This window comes from Paenibacillus sp. CR_12 (genome assembly GCF_041953985.1).
Classification (GTDB): Bacteria; Bacillota; Bacilli; order Paenibacillales; family Paenibacillaceae; genus Paenibacillus_AQ; species Paenibacillus_AQ lautus_A.
This window is the reverse complement of sequence record NZ_JAVFHO010000010.1, coordinates 25,405-44,575: the sequence shown is the minus strand read 5'-3', so window position 1 is coordinate 44,575 and position 19,171 is coordinate 25,405. Positions and strand designations below refer to the sequence as shown.

16 protein-coding genes are annotated in these 19,171 nt (G+C 52.2%); 4 read left to right on the top strand and 12 right to left on the bottom strand.

Annotation, left to right across the window (positions count from 1 at the left end; translation table 11 throughout):
- Nucleotides 1-254 precede the first annotated feature (254 nt).
- Entirely contained in the window at nt 255-554 is a 300-nt protein-coding gene (locus tag RB297_RS26945) for a hypothetical protein (RefSeq protein ID WP_096777059.1), read from the bottom strand.
- Between the two features lie 205 nt (nt 555-759).
- Here RB297_RS26945 and RB297_RS26940 point away from each other — a divergent pair, with 205 nt between their 5' ends.
- From RB297_RS26940 to RB297_RS26930, 3 genes are all read left to right on the top strand, one after another.
- Nucleotides 760-2,175, top strand: coding sequence for an NAD-dependent malic enzyme (locus tag RB297_RS26940; RefSeq protein WP_090912644.1), 1,416 nt, complete (start codon nt 760-762; stop codon nt 2,173-2,175).
- Entirely contained in the window at nt 2,168-2,773 is a 606-nt protein-coding gene (locus RB297_RS26935) for a class I SAM-dependent methyltransferase (protein WP_375121849.1), read from the top strand. Before RB297_RS26940 ends, RB297_RS26935 begins: the two co-directional genes overlap by 8 nt.
- An 80-nt stretch (nt 2,774-2,853) precedes the next feature.
- A complete protein-coding gene (locus RB297_RS26930) occupies nt 2,854-3,369 on the top strand; it encodes a DinB family protein (protein WP_096777061.1) in 516 nt (171 codons plus the stop codon).
- Between the two features lie 216 nt (nt 3,370-3,585).
- Here the strand turns inward: RB297_RS26930 and RB297_RS26925 are convergent, their stop codons facing one another.
- From RB297_RS26925 to RB297_RS26890, 8 genes are all read right to left on the bottom strand, one after another.
- A complete protein-coding gene (locus tag RB297_RS26925; RefSeq protein WP_375121848.1) occupies nt 3,586-4,560 on the bottom strand; it encodes an anti sigma factor C-terminal domain-containing protein in 975 nt (324 codons plus the stop codon).
- 115 nt (nt 4,561-4,675) lie between these two features.
- The gene (locus RB297_RS26920; protein WP_096777062.1) at nt 4,676-6,109 is read right to left on the bottom strand and encodes an alanine/glycine:cation symporter family protein; all 1,434 of its coding nucleotides are present in this window, start codon (nt 6,107-6,109) and stop codon (nt 4,676-4,678) included.
- A 229-nt stretch (nt 6,110-6,338) separates the two neighbouring features.
- Nucleotides 6,339-7,112, bottom strand: a complete 774-nt coding sequence (locus RB297_RS26915) for a MerR family transcriptional regulator (protein WP_213580178.1) — start codon at nt 7,110-7,112, stop codon at nt 6,339-6,341.
- Nucleotides 7,113-7,275: 163 nt separating this feature from the next.
- A complete protein-coding gene (locus tag RB297_RS26910) occupies nt 7,276-8,049 on the bottom strand; it encodes a hypothetical protein (protein ID WP_375121847.1) in 774 nt (257 codons plus the stop codon).
- A 272-nt stretch (nt 8,050-8,321) separates the two neighbouring features.
- Nucleotides 8,322-8,990 carry a hypothetical protein gene (locus RB297_RS26905; protein ID WP_096777065.1) on the bottom strand — a complete coding sequence of 223 codons (669 nt, stop codon included), beginning with the start codon at nt 8,988-8,990 and terminating at the stop codon, nt 8,322-8,324.
- 270 nt (nt 8,991-9,260) lie between these two features.
- Nucleotides 9,261-10,463, bottom strand: a complete 1,203-nt coding sequence (locus tag RB297_RS26900) for an acyl-CoA dehydrogenase family protein (RefSeq protein WP_375121846.1) — start codon at nt 10,461-10,463, stop codon at nt 9,261-9,263.
- A 98-nt stretch (nt 10,464-10,561) separates the two neighbouring features.
- Nucleotides 10,562-11,341, bottom strand: a complete 780-nt coding sequence (locus RB297_RS26895) for an alpha/beta fold hydrolase (protein ID WP_375121845.1) — start codon at nt 11,339-11,341, stop codon at nt 10,562-10,564.
- Between the two features lie 31 nt (nt 11,342-11,372).
- Complete coding sequence (locus RB297_RS26890; RefSeq protein ID WP_375121844.1) at nt 11,373-11,966, bottom strand: TetR/AcrR family transcriptional regulator; 594 nt, start codon at nt 11,964-11,966, stop codon at nt 11,373-11,375.
- A 279-nt stretch (nt 11,967-12,245) separates the two neighbouring features.
- Here RB297_RS26890 and lacZ point away from each other — a divergent pair, with 279 nt between their 5' ends.
- Nucleotides 12,246-15,362, top strand: a complete 3,117-nt coding sequence (lacZ, locus tag RB297_RS26885) for a beta-galactosidase, LacZ type (RefSeq protein WP_375121843.1) — start codon at nt 12,246-12,248, stop codon at nt 15,360-15,362.
- Nucleotides 15,363-15,524: 162 nt separating this feature from the next.
- Here lacZ and RB297_RS26880 read toward each other — a convergent pair whose 3' ends face one another.
- From RB297_RS26880 to RB297_RS26870, 3 genes are all read right to left on the bottom strand, one after another.
- Complete coding sequence (locus RB297_RS26880; protein WP_009590516.1) at nt 15,525-16,592, bottom strand: hemolysin family protein; 1,068 nt, start codon at nt 16,590-16,592, stop codon at nt 15,525-15,527.
- Between the two features lie 77 nt (nt 16,593-16,669).
- Nucleotides 16,670-17,968 (bottom strand): hemolysin family protein, encoded by a 1,299-nt coding sequence (locus RB297_RS26875; RefSeq protein ID WP_375121842.1) that lies wholly within the window; start codon nt 17,966-17,968, stop codon nt 16,670-16,672.
- A 508-nt stretch (nt 17,969-18,476) separates the two neighbouring features.
- Nucleotides 18,477-18,971, bottom strand: coding sequence for a pyridoxamine 5'-phosphate oxidase family protein (locus RB297_RS26870; RefSeq protein WP_213580173.1), 495 nt, complete (start codon nt 18,969-18,971; stop codon nt 18,477-18,479).
- Between the last annotated feature and the right edge of the window lie 200 nt (nt 18,972-19,171).

Below are 19,171 nucleotides of genomic sequence, written 5' to 3'. Positions count from 1 at the left end.
ACTTGGAAATCTTCCGCAATCATCGTCCAAGCTTTACCAGTACTATCATTATTTTAAAGCATCTGGAAGTCGTATCCCATAACACTAATCAACGATTTGTTACACATTTCAATGAAATTGGATAAATATGTAACCTAAAATGTTATGAAAACACACGGAACTTGCAGAAAAAAATCGCAAAAAAAAGCATGCCTCCCTTGGGGGAATCATGCTTTCATCCATGCTGTTCGATCCGTTCAGACCGCGCAGCAGTTCTATTCCACGCCGTCCCTAAAATGCTTCTGGTAATGTTTATCCCCTTTATGCTCCAAATCCTCGATCGTTAGCTCCAGGGTATGAATAATCTGTTCCTTGACCTGATTCAACGTGTCAAAATACACGTTCTCCTCCGCTCCAACGATGCGTGTGCCACTAAGTGCCTGAACGGCCTGGTAAACCCGGTGCTGTTCGGCCAAATCGTCGACGGCCTGCAGCGTATGTTTCATTTGAAGGAACAGATCCTTATGATGCTGGGTGGTCAAACGTTTTTCAAGCTCCTCGATTCTGGCATTCATGGCAGCTCTCTCCTTCGCAATAAGATGCTTTCGATTATACTTCCTTGGAATCCCCTTTTCCAATAAATTCTTCTTATATATATCACGGTTTCTTTACGGTGAAACAGGAAATTGACCACTGCTCAGCGAACTATGATAACGTTAACATTTTGCATAACTACATACACTGAGAATGACGAAATCGATCAAACATTTGGAGGTAACAATGGAAAACAACGGACTCGGAGGAAAGAGCATTATCCTCAGACTAGAAATGAATACTCAAGAGATCAAATTCGGTGAAGTTGCATCCGCCATATTTGAAGCCGGGGGAGACATGGTTGCCATCGACGTCATTCAAGCCAGCGGCCACATTACCGTACGCGATATTACCATTACGGTCACCGACAGCGTCGATATCGAAAAAATTACAAATACAGTAAAACATTTAAAAGGCGTTCGGCTCGTCAATGTTTCGGACCGCACCTTCCTGCTGCATCTCGGCGGCAAGATCGAAACCCAGCCCAAAATCCCCATCCAAAACCGCGATGACCTATCTCGCGTCTATACGCCTGATGTCGCCCGCGTATGCTCGGCCATTCAGGAGGATCCGAAAAAAGCCTACACGCTCACGATTAAAAGAAATACGGTGGCCGTTATTTCGGACGGAAGCGCCGTGCTCGGTTTGGGCAATATCGGCCCATATGCGGCCATGCCGGTCATGGAAGGGAAGTCGATGCTCTTCAAACAGCTGGCCGGCGTAGACTCCTTCCCGATTTGCCTTGACACCCAGGACACGGAAGAGATTATAGCCTGCATCAAAGCGATGGCGCCGGCATTTGGCGGCATTAACCTGGAGGACATTTCCTCTCCGCGCTGCTTCGAGATTGAACAGAGACTGCGCGACGAGCTGGACATCCCCGTATTCCACGATGATCAGCACGGTACGGCGGTCGTTCTGTACGCGGCGCTGATCAATGCCCTTAAAATCGTCGGAAAATCCATCGATAACGTTCGGGTCGTTGTGTGCGGAATCGGGGCTGCCGGGGTGGCATGCAGTAAAATCCTCCTGTCGGCCGGCGTTAAGGACATCATTGGCGTCGACCGCGAAGGTGCGCTGGTTGCTGGAAAAGAATACAGCAATAGTATGTGGCAATGGTACGCAGAGCATACGAACCCGAACAAAGTCGAAGGTTCCCTGCGCCAAGTGATCCAAGGTGCCGACGTGTTCATCGGCCTTTCCGCAGGCGGCCTGCTTCGCCGCGAAGACGTACAAGCCATGGCTGATCAACCGATCGTATTCGCAATGGCCAACCCTACGCCGGAGATCAGACCCGAAGAGGTCGAAGATATTGTGGGCGTTATTGCGACCGGACGTTCGGATTATCCGAACCAGATCAATAACGTCCTCTGCTTCCCGGGTATTTTCCGCGCAGCCCTGGACTGCAGAGCAACTACGATTAATGAGGAAATGAAGCTGGCCGCAGCCGAAGCCATTGCATCCGCCGTATCGGACGAGGAACGCAACCCGTCGTATATCATTCCGAGCGTGTTCAACCAGAACGTCGTAAAGGCCATTCGTGAGCTTGTCGTGAAAGCAGCGGTCAAGACAGGGGTTGCCCGGAGAATTCCGCGTGAATAAGAATTCCCTCATCCGAAAGTTCAATAAACAAGCTCCTATATATGAAAGGAACACCAGACAGCGCAAACTCGGAGAATGGAGACAGCGGCTGCTCCATGGAGTGGAGGGCAAAGTGCTCGAGGTAGCTGTCGGCGCCGGCGCCAACTTCCCCTTCTATCATCCTGATAAGGTGGACGTAACGGCAGTCGATTTCAGTCCCGAGATGTTAACCCGGGCGCACCAAATGGCATCCGAGCTTGGCATTCGGGGCACTTTCCTGGAACGGGACATCGAGACCTTGGAGCTGCCGGAACGTACCTACGACTGCGTGGTTTCCACCCTGTCGCTATGCGGCTATGAAGATCCGGTAAAGGCATTGAACAACATCAACCGCTGGGCCAAACCCGGCGGCCGCATTTATTTGCTGGAGCACGGCATGAGCACGAACCGGCTGCTCGGCGCCGTGCAGCATTTCGTCAACCCCGCGGCACGGCGGATATCCGGGTGCCATTATAACCGGGACATGATCGATATCGTGAATGCCTCGGATCTGAACATCGTCAAGACGGAACGCTATTGGAACGGCATCATCCATCTGATCTGGGCCCAAGCAACCTGACCGTTCATACATACATTCATTTGGACCTGGCGGCATAATTTTAATATGAGCTCTTAATCATGGATATGGAGGAACTTGTTATGAACACAAGGCCTAATGCTAACGAATATTTGCCCCTCGGCGAAAAATACGTATCGCTTGTCCCTGAAGGCCATATTGCCGAGATCTTGCAGCGGCAGCATGACGAGACGTTAAGATCGCTGAGCGATCTGACGGAAGAACAAGCTAATTTCCGCTATGCGGAAGGAAAATGGAGTCTCAAGCAGGTGATCGGCCATATCGCCGATGTAGAGCGTTTATGGAGCTATCGCATTCTCTACATTTCGCGCGGGGATGCCCGTGAATTTTCAGGGTACGACCGGGAGATTTTTGTCCAGAATTCTCCCTTCGGCCAGCTTCCTCTGCGGGAAGCCCTTAAAGATTACGCTGCCGTCAGGCAGTCCACCATTACGCTGGTTGGAAGCTTGACGGAGGAAGCGCTGCTGCGTCAGGGCACGTTCAACAACTACCCGCTCTCCGCCCGGGCGGCCGCCTATGTCATTGCAGGGCATGAGCTTCATCATATGAATATTTTGCGGGATAAATATTTAACGTAATATAGATAAGCTGCTTAGCGGCATGGACAAGTATTACTTATTCTTAAACAAAAGGGGGGCCCCAAAAGATCTTAGATCTGACGGGAACCCCTTTTTCTGTTAGGAGACGCTCCGTGTACGAATGGTTCCTCCCAATGTTGCTCCCAATTTCTCGGAATGGTTCAAAGCATGGAAGAAATTTGGGGACATATGCAAAGGATGACAGCTCAAGCTGGCTTAGCTCCAATTCCACACCTCGATGCGGCCCAAACGGAATCCCCAGAATTCCGACTCCTCCTTCAGCTTCTCCAGCTCCCGCACAGGTCCCGTGACGGTTGCCCCATAAACTTGAACTCCATTTTTCTTCAAGTAGGCCAGCCGTTGTTTGTCATCATCTACACCGTTGTATTTGATATTGTTGGTCATCCATTCAACGTCGACGATCAGCTGCTGCACATCGTCCGATATTCCTGCCTCCAATGAGAAAAAAGTATGCCATGCAGAAAGGAAATGGTTATCGTCAAACATAATTCTGGGCCTCAATGTAAGATGGGGGATCGTGTGACCAGCGCCGCTAGAGCTATAAGTACCCAGTTTGATTTCCCTCAGTTCACCAGCATAAACAGCCATATTGGTCGCTCTAACATCATAATCCGACAGGAGCTCCAAAACCTGCTCCGGTGACTTCAACGTTCGAAGCGAGAAGAATAATTCCGCTACGTTGCCGTCCTCCAGTTTCTCTAACTGGTTCATTGCACCATTCGGATGAGAGGAGTCTGTAATCTTCCCACCATCCAGAAGCGCAGAATGCAGAACATAAGGGTCCCTTTCTTCGCGGTTCAGGTAAGGCCCCTGTTCTTCAACGGAATAGGTCAGTTCTCCCCATAACCTCTTCTTCGCGTGAAGCTCTCCGACAATCAGCTGCCATTCCCCCACATCCTTATACACTTTCAGCGATTTCTTCTGTGTGAGGAAGGGCGTCACTTCTACCAGAGACAAGCCGCGTTTATCTACCATAAGTCCACTCTCATGCAATTCAACCGTCGTCATGACAGACCTTATAAATTTATCGTTCAGGTCATTTTTTTCATAATAAATTTGGACGGCTATATAATACATGACATAAGTAAGAAACACGGCCAACGCAGCTAATAAAGCATTGAAGAGCAGCCTTGCCCTTGTCCGCCAGGTCATCCGATTAACATGCAGCATTCGTATTTTCTCCCCCTTCTCACTTAGACAACGGTTTGATTCCGCAAAGGTTACGGTAAAATCAAAAATCGCTACAGCAGCTAGAACAACAGCTACCGTAGCGATTCCGTCCACGTTATTCGATTATGGCGCTTTTCGTGGTTGGGCTGTCATGTCCATCCCAGCACTCCACATCCTGAAGCCCCTTGATGCTGTCTTTAGTGAAGACCGGATCGAGGCCTGCCCGCTTCTGCTTCAAGTAGTCATTCAGTGCGGCAAAGGCCGTTCGGGATAGCAGCGCGATGGCAATGAGATTCACGATTACCATCAATCCCATGAAGAGGTCGGCCAAATCCCACACCAGCTTCACGCTGGTCACCGAGCCGAAGATGACCATGGCCAGCACGGAAACCCGATAGATCCATACCCAAACCCGATTCGACTTCAAAAATTCGATGTTGGTTTCCCCGTAGTAATAGTTGCCGATCAAGGTACTGAACGCAAACAGGAAAATCATGACCGCCAGGAAGTCGGATGCCCACGCGCCCATCTCCATGGCCAGGGCAGCCTGCGTCAGGGCGATTCCATCAAGTCCGGTCTGCTGGTATGCGCCGGTAAACAGAATAATGAATGCCGTGCTTGTACATATGACCAGCGTATCGATCAGGACGCCCAGCGCCTGAACCAGTCCCTGCTTCGCCGGATGGCTTGTCGTTGCGGTCGCCGCTGCGTTCGGTGCGCTCCCCATGCCGGCTTCGTTGGAGAACAAGCCTCTTTTGATCCCGTTCATGAGCGCGGCACCGATCGATCCGCCGACCACCTGCTCATAACCGAACGCGCTTTTGACGATTAGCGCAAAAACCTCCGGCAGCTTGGTGATGTTCGCCAATACGATAAACAACGCGGCACCGACATACAGCACAGCCAGAATCACGACGATCAGCTCCGACATTTTGGCAATTCGCTTCACTCCGCCAAAGATGATGGCCGCAAAAACAACCGCCATGATGATTCCGAGGGTTAAACGATCCGTGCCGAAGGAATTCTGGAAAGCAATCGTAATCGTGTTGGATTGAACCGCGTTAAACACAAGACCGAAGGACAAGGTGATCAGGATCGCAAACAGCACGCCCATCCACCGCTTTTTTAAACCTTGCTGCATGTAATAGGCGGGACCTCCGCGAAATCCGCCCGCTCCATCCTTTACCTTATAAATCTGCGCCAATGTGCTCTCAATAAAGCTGGAGGCCGATCCGATGATCGCAATGATCCACATCCAAAATACGGCCCCCGGCCCCCCAAGCGAGATAGCCAGGGCAACGCCGGTAATGTTCCCGGTCCCGACGCGGGCCGCCATGCTGATGGCAAACGCCTGAAACGGGGAAATGCTGCCCTTCGTTTTGCTCTTGGGTTCGCGGATGACCCGGAACATCTCGCCGATCAGGCGAAACTGCAGGAACTTGGTGCCCACCGTAAAATACAGGCCAAACGCTATCAGCAATACGATAAGCAGTTTAGACCATAGAAAATCGTTAAAGATAGTAACTACCTGCTGTACAATTTGATCCATTCTCTACCCTCACTATATAAATGTCATCACCCATGGTGTAGGTTTGTGAAAAATAGCCCATGTTACATCTAACCATTACTCCCCACGTGGAGACAAGAGGTTAATTGTGGAAGGGGAGGCAGGGTGAACAGATCCAGCTCCTTCAATGGATCCCCTATAAAAAAAGACCCTCTCTCGCGGGTGAGCGCAGGAAAGGGTCTTATCCGTAAGGCTGCTTGCCTCAGCTTGCTTACAATGATGCAGGATTCGTGCCCGTGTAAATCAGAATCGCATCGCGGAGGAACTTGGCGGTTCCAGGCTGCTTCTCGTCATAATGGGCGGTAAACCGCTCATCGTCAACATACATCTGGGCAAGGCCGGCATGGGCTTCTTTGCTGTAATCATTCCAATAATAGGTGAGCCAACGCTTGTGCAGATCGGCTGCCTTCTGGGCGAGCTCGCCGGCAGGATCGCCCTGCTTAAACGCTTCGGCCAGCGTTTCGTACAGCTCCTCCGCCAGACGCGTTACTTCATCATGCTGCGCTTGCGTCATATTTTTCAGCTTGGCATTGGATTGATTTACAGTTTCGTCGCCATACTTCTCGCGAATTTCCTTACCGTATTTCTTCTCATTATCATCAATCAGCTTCTGCTTGAATCCTTCGAATTTCTCTTGGTCACTCATCGTTTTTCTCCCTTCGGCGGAGGCTATCGTGTTCTCCACATTGGTAATCAGCAAATCCAGTTGCCTTCTCTTGTCTAGGAGCTGCGCATGGTGTTCCTGGAGCGCCTTGGTCCGATTGAAGGATGGTGAGGTCATAATCGCTTTGATACCGTCCAATTGCAGCCCAAGCTCCCGGTAAAACAAGATCTGCTGCAATTGGTCAACCTCCTCCTGCCCGTAAATCCGATACCCCGACGAGTTGATTCTGGCCGGCTTCAGAATCCCGATCTCATCGTAATAACGGAGGGTTCGCGTGCTTATTCCCGCCAACTTCCCAAGCTTCTGCACCGTGTATTCCATGGTTTCACCTCCTGACAAACTCAATGTACACCTTTACGTAACGTTAAGGTCAACACTTTGTGAGAAAAAAATGATGAATTTCTTATATATAAAAAAAGAAACTGAATGTATTCTTAATAGAATACCATCCAGTCTCTTCAGTAATCCAATCTCGATTCAATCGTTATTCCGTATCCTCATCCGTTTCTCCCGCAGCCGCAGTCGACTTATCAGCGTCCGTATGCTTCTCGTTCACCCATTGCTTCAAGGGCTCGGTCATTTGATCTTTCAGCTTCTGAATCAGTTGATCCTCCGTCACTCCCTTCGCCGCCGCGATCTCGGCCAACGATTGTCCTTCTTCCATTCCGGCCTTCAGCTCGTCCTCCGACACTCCGAGCAATGCCGCGATTTCCTCCGGATTGCCGAATTTGCCGAACCCTCGTCCTCCTTTGCCATGACCTTTCCCCAAACCGGCGTCGCTGCTCTCTACGATTTGGGTAAGACGGTCGCTCAGACCCTCTTTCCACTCGGCTGCTTCGGTTTCCGTAATGCCGCCATCGCTCAGACGCTCATCGATCTTGGCGGTTTCCAGCTCGATCAGCTTCTGAACGAACGCGGATTGGGCCATTCCCTTACCTTCGGCAATTTCGGCAAACGTGCTGCCCGCTTCAAGCGCCGTCCGGATATCGGCCTCCGTCAGCCCAAGGATTTCGGCCGTTTCCTTCACGATGCTGCCGCCCCGAGGTCCGCCCGCCTTATGACCCATCCACTTCCCTTCCCGGTTCTTCGCTGCATCCGAAGCCGTTGTGTCCGTTCCCGTCTGACCGTCCTGAGCTGCCGAGGCTGCCGTATCCGTGCTCGCCGCGGCAAAGGTTTTGTTCTGAAGATACCCGGCTCCCCCCAGCACGATCGCTGCCGCCATACTGCTTACTAATACTTTTTTGCTTATCGGATTCATCGTCATCTCTCCTTCTAGGATCATGGTTTGTCTTGCTATTTGAAGTATAGGGACGGAATCTGAAAGCAGTCTTAGGGGAAGGTTATGCCAGGCTTAGGCTAAGCTGAAGGTTTGCTGAATGTGGTGATGCCAATCGGCTTACGTACATCATGAAGCTGCGGGTACATCCAGATGATAGTCGGAAATGGGTGCGGGAGCTAAACAAGCGAAAGAAGGCGGGACATGCCAAAAAACCGCGCACATCTGGATGGCGAGCGCGGTGTCAGCAGGAACTAGCGAAAAGACAACGTACGGGAGGAGGCCAGCTTGCGTACCGTCAGCCACAAGGACAAGAGGAGCAGCAGCTCGAATACGTTTGTGGCAGCCGAGCTTTCGATCGGGATCGGTATGGCGCTCCCGGCAGCCATCAGCACCGTGCCGATGAACAGCAGCGGCGTCTTTTTTCTCCGCCATACGATAATGCCTGCCGTCAGCAGCGGGATCAAAATCAGGATCACCATGAGCGGCGGCCCCCCGGATTCGGACGAAACGTAACGCAGCGCTCCGTACTCCATGGATGGTTGGAGCTTGAGCGGCAAGGTCTCCGTCACCACCTCGAGCACGATCAGCGCTGCGGTGAAAAGCCAGGCCCCCCATGCGGCGGCCGGCCTGCTGGTCCAAGGGCTCCCGGCCTTGCGTATCAGGTCGAACGACACGAGCACAAGCAGCGGCGTGGCCAACGCATGCACCCAGAAACGCGCAACGTTAAGCCCCTCCAGCAGATCTCCTTCCCCCATGTATTTTCCGATGCCGATCACGCCGTTATCCCAGACCAATCCGGCCGTTACGATCAGCAGCAAGTACCGAAGCCCTGGTGACGCATCCCGCCTCATCAGCACGCACCCATACAGAAACAGCACGGCATATATAGCGGCCAAGCCCAAATACAGCACAGAATCCATGGTTACATACCTCCTGTCATCCTAATTCCTCATGAGCGGATTTCGATCGACTCGTATAGTACGTACTGATAGGTTTTATACCCGTTAGCCCGCCATCCTAACCTAAGTGTATGTATATGAAGCAGAGGCTGCAGAAGATGCCGCGATTATGTAATGGAGCCGCAATAAGGAATGTCCGGCGCGCGAAGCGCAAAAAACCGCCGGAGCCAGCTCTCCCGCGGTTTCTATCCTTATTTCCTGCTAAGTGGCCTATTCTCTCGTCCGATCAGATCAAGGCTCCTGATTTTCCTTCTCCTCCGCTTCCGAAAGGGCCCGTTTGGCCAAATTCGTCAGCACGACATCATCCATCGGCGGATTATGAAGACCTGCCCGGACATCCCGGTACATACGCTCCAACGGGAGCTTCCGGGAGAGACTCAATCCCCCAACGATCCGCATGGCCTGATCGACAATCCGGACCGCCGCATTGGTCACGACGTACTTGGCAAGCCCAAGCTCGGGTTTGAGCGCGGCGCGGTTCTCCGCTTCCTTGTCCCAGCGGTCGGCGGTTTGGTACAGGTAACTGCGGGCCGTCAGCAGGTCCACTTCGATTTGGGCGATCTGCCTTTGGACATTCGGCAATTCGGCAATGGGCACCGTCAAGGAGTTCGGTTGATGACGACGGGCAAAATCGATGGCAAAATTCCGCGCGGCATAAGCAATCCCCATATAACATGCCGGGATATGGAGCAGAATGCCTTCCGTAGGCACGGGAAACTCAGGCTTCTCATAATCGGGTCCCCGAATGACTTCCGTGTCCGGCACGAATACGTCCTCCAGAATCACGTCATGGCTTCCCGTTGCCCGCATGCCCATCGTATTCCAGGTCTCTTCAACCTTGACCCCGGGCCCGCTGCGAACGAGGAACGCGCCGACCTTCTCGCTATGCTCGATTCCGGCCGTAACCACGAATTGCTTCAAGATCGGGCTTAACGTGCTGAAGGTTTTGCGTCCGGCGATGCGCCAGCCGCCCGACACCCGCCGTGCCGTCGTCTCCGGCCTTCCGCCCCGGCTGGGGCTCCCCGTCGCAGGCTCGCTCGCCAGTTCATTAATGACCGTGCCTTCTGCTACAACGTCTCTGCACAATCTCTCAAATAACGGCTCCGGCCAAGCCCCGGAAAGGCGCAGCTGCAGTATCTGCCCGATATGCCAGCCTACGGCCAGCGCCGTAGACCCGTCTCCTCGGGCGAGCCGTTCCTGGGCAAGCACCATTTCGTATACGGAGGCTTCTTCTCCTCCAAAGGCTGCCGGAACGGTCAGCTTCAAATAACCGGACTCCTTCAAATCATCGAAATTCTCGAACGGAAACGATCCCTCCAGATCGTGCTGAGGTGCTCTTTCCGCGAATATCGCTCCCAGCTTGTCGGCCCGGGCCGCGATCACCGCTTCGCGTTCATTACGTATGAATGGATCTGTGGAACCGAATCGATTCAAGTTCGTCCCCTCCTTGATAACCCTTGTATTCCGATGGATATATGCCTAAAATTGTAGCAACCCTGTTTTGGGGTGTCAATGAAAGAGCTCAGATACCGCTAGATCGCGTGCTCCGACAGAAATGAAGCGATCGCCTCGTTCACCTCGTCGGGGTTATCCAAATTCGTTGCGTGATGAGCGTTTCGAATGATTTTCAACTGCGCGTTCGCGATTTGTTCCTGCATGTATGCCTGCTGCCTTCGGATCATCGTGTCGCTTTCGCCTTGAAGCAGCAATACCGGACACTGGATTTTGTGCAGATCATGCGTGCTGTCCATTCGGGTCACCGCATCCCATATCCGAATCCAATCGGAATGAGCAATGGAGCCAAAAGCTTGCTCAATATAGGCTTGATTGCTCTTGTTAAATTTGGATAACATCCTGCCTTGTATTTTTCCGGATAAGGACATCGGCATCAGATAACTTGTTAAGCGGTTTACCGGCACGAACATGCGCTCGAACCAATTAAACGCATTCGTGAACGGCGTGCCGATCAGTACCAGGGCCGCAACCTTCTCCGGATAGCGAACGGCAGTCTGCAGCGAAATATGACCGCCCAGGGACAGCCCGCAAAGCGTCGCTTGTTCAATGCCGAGTTCGCTTAGCAAATCCGCCAAATCCCTGCTGAAATCCTCCGAATCCACCTTGCCATTCGGCAAGGAAGAGAAGCCATGCCCCCGGATATCCCACACCACGGTTTGATACCGACGGGAGAAGGCATCGACTTGAGGCTGCCACTGTTTATGATTCCAGGAAGCTCCGTGCGTAAATACCAGCGGCTTCCCTTCTCCCTTCACTTCATAATACAATTCGACTTCCCTTCCTTTGTAAACCGGCATAGCCCTCCACCTCTCCATAATAAAATGGGCATTATTCCGTACCGCCTTGAACGAGCGAGGCGAATATGACCTGAAAGCACTCGTCAAACAGTTCGTCCAAGCTTCGGTCCGACTCTTTGACCCAGATCAGCATGGCGCCGCTGATCGCGGCTTGCAGCACCCGGCTGACCCGTGCCACGTCACATGGCACGATCTCTTTGTTCGTGATCGCCTGATCCAGCATCTTTCGGGTAAACTCATCGATCAGCTGCAGCCGGTACCGGGTCTTCTCCAGCAAATCCGGATCATTCGTCCCTTCCAGATAGAAGGAGGTATGGTTGGCCAATTCCACAGGATCCTTCATATGCGAGACGGCATCCCTGAACACCGTTTTAAGCGCCTCGATTCTGGATTGGCCGGACAAGTCCGCATCGTGGAAGGCTTGTTTGGTTAATTCAATGACATAATCGCTGTAGGCCAGGAGCAGATTCTTCTTCGACCCGAATCGCTTCATTAAGGCTGCCGGCGAGATGTTCATTTCATGCGTGATGTCGGTTAAGGCCAACTGGCCGTACCCTTTTTTGCATAGTGCCCGGTAGATGCCGTGGAAGATCACCTCGTCTTGAAATTCGCGAGGTCTTACCATGCGCGTTCCTCCCATCGTTAGTGAATGATCATTCACTAACCATTATTTCATAAACATTATTCCATGTAAATGTAATATTGGTCATGTTGATGGCGCTGGACATAAACAACGGCTTCCCTGGCAGCAAGATATGCAAATGACCATCTAAGTGATCGAAATATCGCTGTTTTGTTGATCGTTTGATAGAAATAGCGCAACTTCCTTATACTCTTGGGCGGAATTAACCTCTATACTGTCAGTAGAAGGAAGGAAACCATAATCTAGGAGGAGCTGAGCACATTGCGTACCAAATTCATTTACCAGGCACCTGCAAACGGTTATCCCGAATGGAATAATAATCCGAATATTTTTCAGTTGAACCGTCACAGAGCCCATGCTTACATGATGAATTTCCCGACGGAGTCCGAGGCGCTGAGCCTTGACCACGCCATGTCCCCCTGGTACCAGTCATTAAACGGGACCTGGAAATTCGCTTTCGCCAAAACGCCTGAAGAGCGCATTCAAAACTTCTACGAGGCCGATTACGATTCAGGGAGCTGGGCCGATCTTCCCGTCCCTTCCCATTGGCAGCTTCAAGGCTATGACTATCCTCAATATACGAATGTAAGATACCCCTGGGCCGAATCGGAGCCTGAATTGAAAGCTCCCTTCGCACCGACCCGATACAATCCCGTGGGCTCCTACATCCGTGAATTCACGGTACCTGAAGCATGGAAGGAACAGCCCGTTTATATTAGCTTCCAAGGTGTTGAATCCGCTTTCTATGTATGGGTGAACGGCGAGATGGTCGGGTATAGCGAGGATACGTTTACGCCGGCCGAGTTCGACCTTACCCCTTATCTGATTGAGGGCAAGAACAAATTAGCCGTTGAGGTATACCGATGGTGCGATGCCAGCTGGCTTGAGGATCAGGATTTTTGGAGGCTTAGCGGAATCTTCCGCGAGGTCTACCTCTATTCGGTCCCTGCCGTCCATATCTCCGATTTCTTCGTGCGCCCGGTTCTTGATGACGAGTACCGGCATGCCGAGCTGCAAATCGATGCAGCCGTCACGAATTATTATAACGAGACCATCGACAAGGACACGCTCCAGCTGGAGGCGCTTCTCTACGATCAGGACCGGCAGCTGGTCCAGAAACAAACGCTCACCATTGCGGATTACATCATTGACGAGGGCAGCTTTACCCTGAGCATGAACGTCCCCGAACCCGAGAAATGGAGCGCGGAATCGCCTTATTTGTACACCGTTGTCCTGGCATTGAAGAATACGGACGGAGCTTGCCGCGGAGCCGTAAGCTGCAGCACGGGATTCCGCCGCTTCGAGCTGAAGGACGGGCTCATGCGAATCAACGGTCAGCGCATTCTGTTCAAAGGCGTGAACCGGCATGAATTCTCCCCGGATACCGGGCGGGCCCTCAGCCGTGAAGACATGATCACCGATATTGAGCTGATGAAGACACATAACATTAATGCGGTACGGACTTCCCATTACCCGAATCAATCCGTATGGTATGACCTCTGCGATGAATACGGGTTATACGTTATCGATGAAACGAATTTGGAGACGCACGGAACCTGGACGTATGGGCAGCAGGAGCTGGAAGAAACGGTGCCCGGCAGCAAGCTGGAGTGGCGCGACAACGTATTGGACCGCTGCAATTCGATGTTCCAACGCGACAAGAATCACCCCTCGGTCATCATCTGGTCGCTTGGCAACGAATCGTTCGGAGGCGACAACTTCATTGCGATGCACGATTTTCTGAAGGAAGCCGACCCGTCCCGGCTGGTTCATTACGAGGGAATCTTTCATTACAGGGCATCCGAAGCGGCCAGCGACATGGAATCCACCATGTATGCAAGGCCGCAGGATGTGGAGAAGTATGCCAACAGCAATCCGGACAAGCCTTATATCATTTGCGAGTACAGTCACGCGATGGGCAATTCCTGCGGCGGCCTTCACCTGTATTGGGAGCTGTTTGAGAAGTACGACATTTTGCAGGGGGCTTTTATATGGGATTGGATCGATCAAGCAATCCGCACCCAAACGGCGGACGGAATACCATATTTGGCGTACGGCGGGGACTTCAACGAAACGCCGCATGACGGCAACTTCAGCGGGAACGGCCTGATCTTCGCGGACCGAACCAAAACCCCTAAGCTGGACGAAGTGAAAAAATGCTACCAGAACGTCAAGTTCGAAAGCCTGGATCCTGCCGCAAGCCGGATTCGGGTCAGCAACCGCTTCTTGTTTACCAGCCTCGATTCGTATCTTGTACAATGGGACGTAACGCTAAACGGCAAAGTCAGCCAATCCGGCACGCTCGGGCTCTCGCTTCAGCCTGGTGAGCAAACGGAAATCCATGTTCCGTACTCCCCCGTGGAGGACGAAGGAAAAGAAGCGATTCTCACCGTCTCCCTCGTTCGGAAGGAGAGCACCAAGTGGGCGCCTGCGGGACATGAGGAGGCTTGGGAGCAGTTTGTGCTGACGCCGTATATTGCCGAGCAGCCCGAAACGGACGCTCTTGCAAGCGTGCAGGCTCTGGAAGCTGCCGAGTCGGATGAAGAGCTTATCATCAGGGGTTCTACCGTCTCGTTGCGTTTCCATCTTGGCACCGGCGATCTGACATCCTACGCACTGTCCGGCAGGGAATGCCTGCTGGCGCCGGCAAGACCGAATTTCTGGCGGGCCGTCACCGACAACGATCTGGGCAACCGGCTCCCTGAACGCAGCGGCGTGTGGAGAACGGCCCATGATCGGAGAAAGCTGCTGACTTTGCGCTGGCATGCGGAAGGCCCTGCCGTCGTGGTATCCAGCCACTATCGGATCGAGACCAATCCCGCATCCAGCCTGACGCTGGAATATCGAATCTATCCGGACGGCACTGTCCGCATGCATGAAACCTTGATCCCTGGCGCCGGTCTGCCCGACATTCCGGAAGTCGGCATGCTGTTCTTGCTTGATGATGGACTCGATACGCTCAGCTGGTATGGGCGGGGACCGCATGATAATTATTGGGACCGGAAGACAGGAGCCAAAATCGGCCGATACGAGGGCAAGGTCGCCGATCAGTTCGTCCCTTATCTAAGGCCTCAAGAGTGCGGGAATAAAACGGATGTGCGCTTCGCACTGCTAACCGGGGAGAATGGAGGGGACGGACTGGAATTCGAGAGTTCCTCCCTCATGGAGGTATGCGCACTGCCGTGGACGCCGGAGGAGCTGGAGGGCAGCGACCATGCGTACAAGCTCCCGCCAAGCGATAAAACCGTCCTGCGCATCAATTACAAGCAAATGGGCGTCGGCGGCGACGACAGCTGGGGAGCGCCGATCCATGAAGAATTCACGCTGCCTTCCAACCGCACGTACAGCTTCGGCTTTACGATGGGGGCAGCACGCTAGCACGCTGACCTACTCGATAGGACACATGCAAAAAGAGCAGCTTCGTGTAGAAGCTGCTCTTTTTATGTTTTCGGCAATTCCATGCCCTCTCACCACGGAGGAGTGGGCACAAGGACGTTTAGCCCTATTCATGAATCGTGCCCGATGCTAGTTCGCCATCGCTTAGGCGTGCGCCCCCTGCAGCTCGCGGCGATCCGATTCGTCCCGAATGTCGCCTACGATCTCCTCCAGAATGTCCTCCATCGTCACCAGCCCGATCGCCGTGCCGGATTCGTCCGTCACGACGGCCATATGCACGCGGATTTGCTGCATCTTGATCAGGACGTCCTTGATCGAAGACGACTCCGGAAAACGCGGCATGTCGTGAATAAAGTCATTCACGCTGCAGTTTCTACCCGCCGCTATACCCGTCAGCATCTCCTTCGTATGGATAAACCCGATAAAATCCTCCGCGCGTCCCGATTCCGTCACCGGGTAACGGGTATAGTCGTACTCGCCCAGAACCTCCAGGATATTGGCAAGCGGCCACCCTCGTTCTACCGTAACGATCCGATCTCTCGGGACCATGATTTCGCGCAAGGTGCGCTCTTCAAAAGCAAATATATTGGTCAAATATCCCATCTCGGTCTGGTTTATTTCGCCGCTCTCGTAGCTCTGGTCCACGATCCACTTCAGTTCCTCCTCCGAATGGACCGTTTCATGCCCTGCCGGCTTTACGCCGAATACTCGAAGCAGGAGACGCGAAGCTCCATTCAATGCATAGATGAACGGATACATGATCTTCCCGAACCAATACAAGGGAGACGCCAGCAGCAGCGTCATTTTCTCGGCAAATTGGATCGCCAATGTTTTAGGCGCCAGTTCCCCGATGACGACATGCAGGAACGTGATGATCCCGAGGGCAATGGCATAAGAGAGTACCGTTGCCACCGCCGCCGGCACGTCGAATCGTTCAAACAGCGGATGCAGCATCCTTTCGACGGTCGGTTCGCCCAGCGCGCCCAGCACGAGAGCCGTAATAGTGATTCCAAGCTGGCAGGCTGACAAATAGTAATCCAGTTCATGGGCTACCTTCCTGGCCGTGACCGCCCGTTTATTCCCTTCGGCGATCAATTGATCGATCCGGGACAGCCGCACCTTCAAGATGGCGAATTCGGCTCCTACGAAAAATGCAGTCAGTCCGATGAACACGGCTACCAAAAATAAATTCAACGCGATTATTCCGTCCAATGATTTCCCTCTTGCGAGGGATTCACCTCCAAAAAAGTTATGGTCTGAATGTACACGGGATCATGCCATGCCCTAGATCATCCGTGTCTGAGAATGACGTGTTTGATCTGAAAATTATCGGTTTCCGCTACGGCCCATATATGCTCGCCATGCTGGATCTCATCGCCGTCTTGAGCCGTCGTGCCTTTCTGGTACTGTATCCAGCCGCCGATCGTATCCATCTCCTCGTTATCCTCGAATATCAAGCCGAAGCGCTTCTCAAGCTCCTCCAAGAGAACCCGTCCGCTTATCAGGTATTCGCGTTCCCCGATCTTCCGGATATCCGCTACTTCATCTTCATCGAATTCGTCTCGAATTTCCCCTACGATCTCTTCCAAAATATCCTCCAGGGTCAGGATCCCCGCCGTACCGCCGTATTCATCAATCACCAAAGCCATATGCATCTGCTCCTGCTGCATCTTCAGCATGGCATCCTGGATCGGCGTAATTTCAAGCACGACCGGGAGGTCCCGAACGAATTCTTCCAGCTTGCGGTCTCGTCCGGCCACGATGTGGGGCAGCATCTTCTTGACGTTGACGACGCCAACCACCCGATCCTTGCTGCCGTCCTCGATGACAGGGTACCGCGTATAGTTGTGCTCATCCAGGATACGGACGATGTCCGGGTATTCCATGCTTTTATCCAGGGTGATCAGATCCGTTCTCGGTACCATGATGTCTTTGGCCACGCGCTCATCAAACGAAAACACGTTTTCCATGTAAGCCAGCTTGGTCCCATTGATCTCGCCGCCCTGAAAGCTCTGCGCCATGACGATGCGCAGTTCCTCCTCCGTATAAGCCTGCTCATGCGGCGCAGGTTTTACGCCGAATGCACGAAGCAGCACGCGCGAGGCTCCATTCAACGCCCAAATGAACGGATACATCAGCTTGCCGAACCAATACAGCGGGGCTGCAAGGAGCAGCGTCGTCTTTTCCGAGAATTGAATAGCCAAGGTCTTGGGCGCCATCTCTCCCACCACGACATGCAAAAAGGTTACGAGAATGAACGCTATGGCGTAAGAGGCAATCGAGGCCGTTGAAGCCGATACGTCAAACCAATCGAATACCGGGTACATGAAACGCTCAACGGCCGGCTTGCCGATGGCCCCGAGCCCCAGCGCCGTCACCGTAATGCCGAGCTGGCAGGCCGAGAGATAGTAATCGAGATCGCCGGCTACCTTTTTGGCAACAACCGCCTTCTTGTTTCCTTCCGTTATCAATTGATCGATCCGCGACATGCGGATTTTAACGACGGCAAACTCGGACGCCACGAAAAAAGCGGTCAACGCAATCAGTATGGCAAGTATGATTAAATTAGTGATGGTAATAATGTCCAATGATTTCCCTCTTCAGAGGGATTCACCTCCAGATTGAATTAAAGGCCATGTGCTTTTGCATCTGAACAGGTCATTCTATATACGATATTTCCATGAAAAAGAGGTAGTTCGCAGAAGAGAATATTACAACCTAATTCCGCAATTTGATCCATTTGCAATAACGCCTTCCCAATGTACTACCTCCTCTCCTGGAATCTATTTTTCATATTTATGAAAAAAATTATATCATGACTGTAATCAAACCATCCAGTTGCACGTTATGGTTTGTAGGCGAATTCCAGCACGAATTCACATAATTCTCACTTGTTTGATGAGGTATATTCCTTCTTAGTGCTAAATATGCCCTGTTATGCATTAAAGTGCCCACCCCATCCGGTGCTCATCCATTCATAACCAACACGGGATCGGTCTTGAAGGATATGCGCGCGGGTTCGGCTAACATAAAAAACCGCAGGATCGTGATGCTGGATCCTGCGGTTCTGCCACTGCTAATGAACGAATCTCGTTATCAATGGAGATCTACGGTTTTGTTTATTTCCGAGTCGCCCCTAGGCTCTTGGCCCACCATTTTCTTGAAGAAGGCTTTCACCGTTTTCGTTTTGTTTCCGGTTTCCCAATACTCCGCGGTGTCCGTGTCCACCTTGATCAGAATAATGTTGGGATCGTCGTAGGACGTCTGCAGAAATTTTTCGTACGCCGCATTCCAGAGCGACTTCTTCTTCTCCAGATCATCCACGACTTCGGCTTTGCCTCGGATCGATACGTAGGATTTGCCCACATAAGCGACATTCACGTTGGGATTCGCCAGGATTTCTTCGTATTTGCTGGTATCCCGCTTCGTTAAGAACCACAAGTCGCCGTCGAATTCGATATCCTGCGTCTGCATCGGTCTGGCATTGATCCCGCCCTCCGATATCGTGGAGAACATGGCCGTTTCGATATCCTTGATAATCTCCTTCACGGTTTCGACCGCTTCCTGGTTTACAACGGTTCCGTTTGCCATCTCAATCACCCCATCCTTGTATTTAGTCTCTAATTACACTTCCCATAAATAAGTTAAACGATGAATCATGTAACATTTCGTGTCCATTCGTACGATCTTCCTGTATGGATTCAGGCCGAAACGGAACCGTTCCCTGCGCAAAAAAAAGCCGGAACTGCAAGCGCAGTCCGACTTTTTCGCACGAAAACATTCATTTTAAA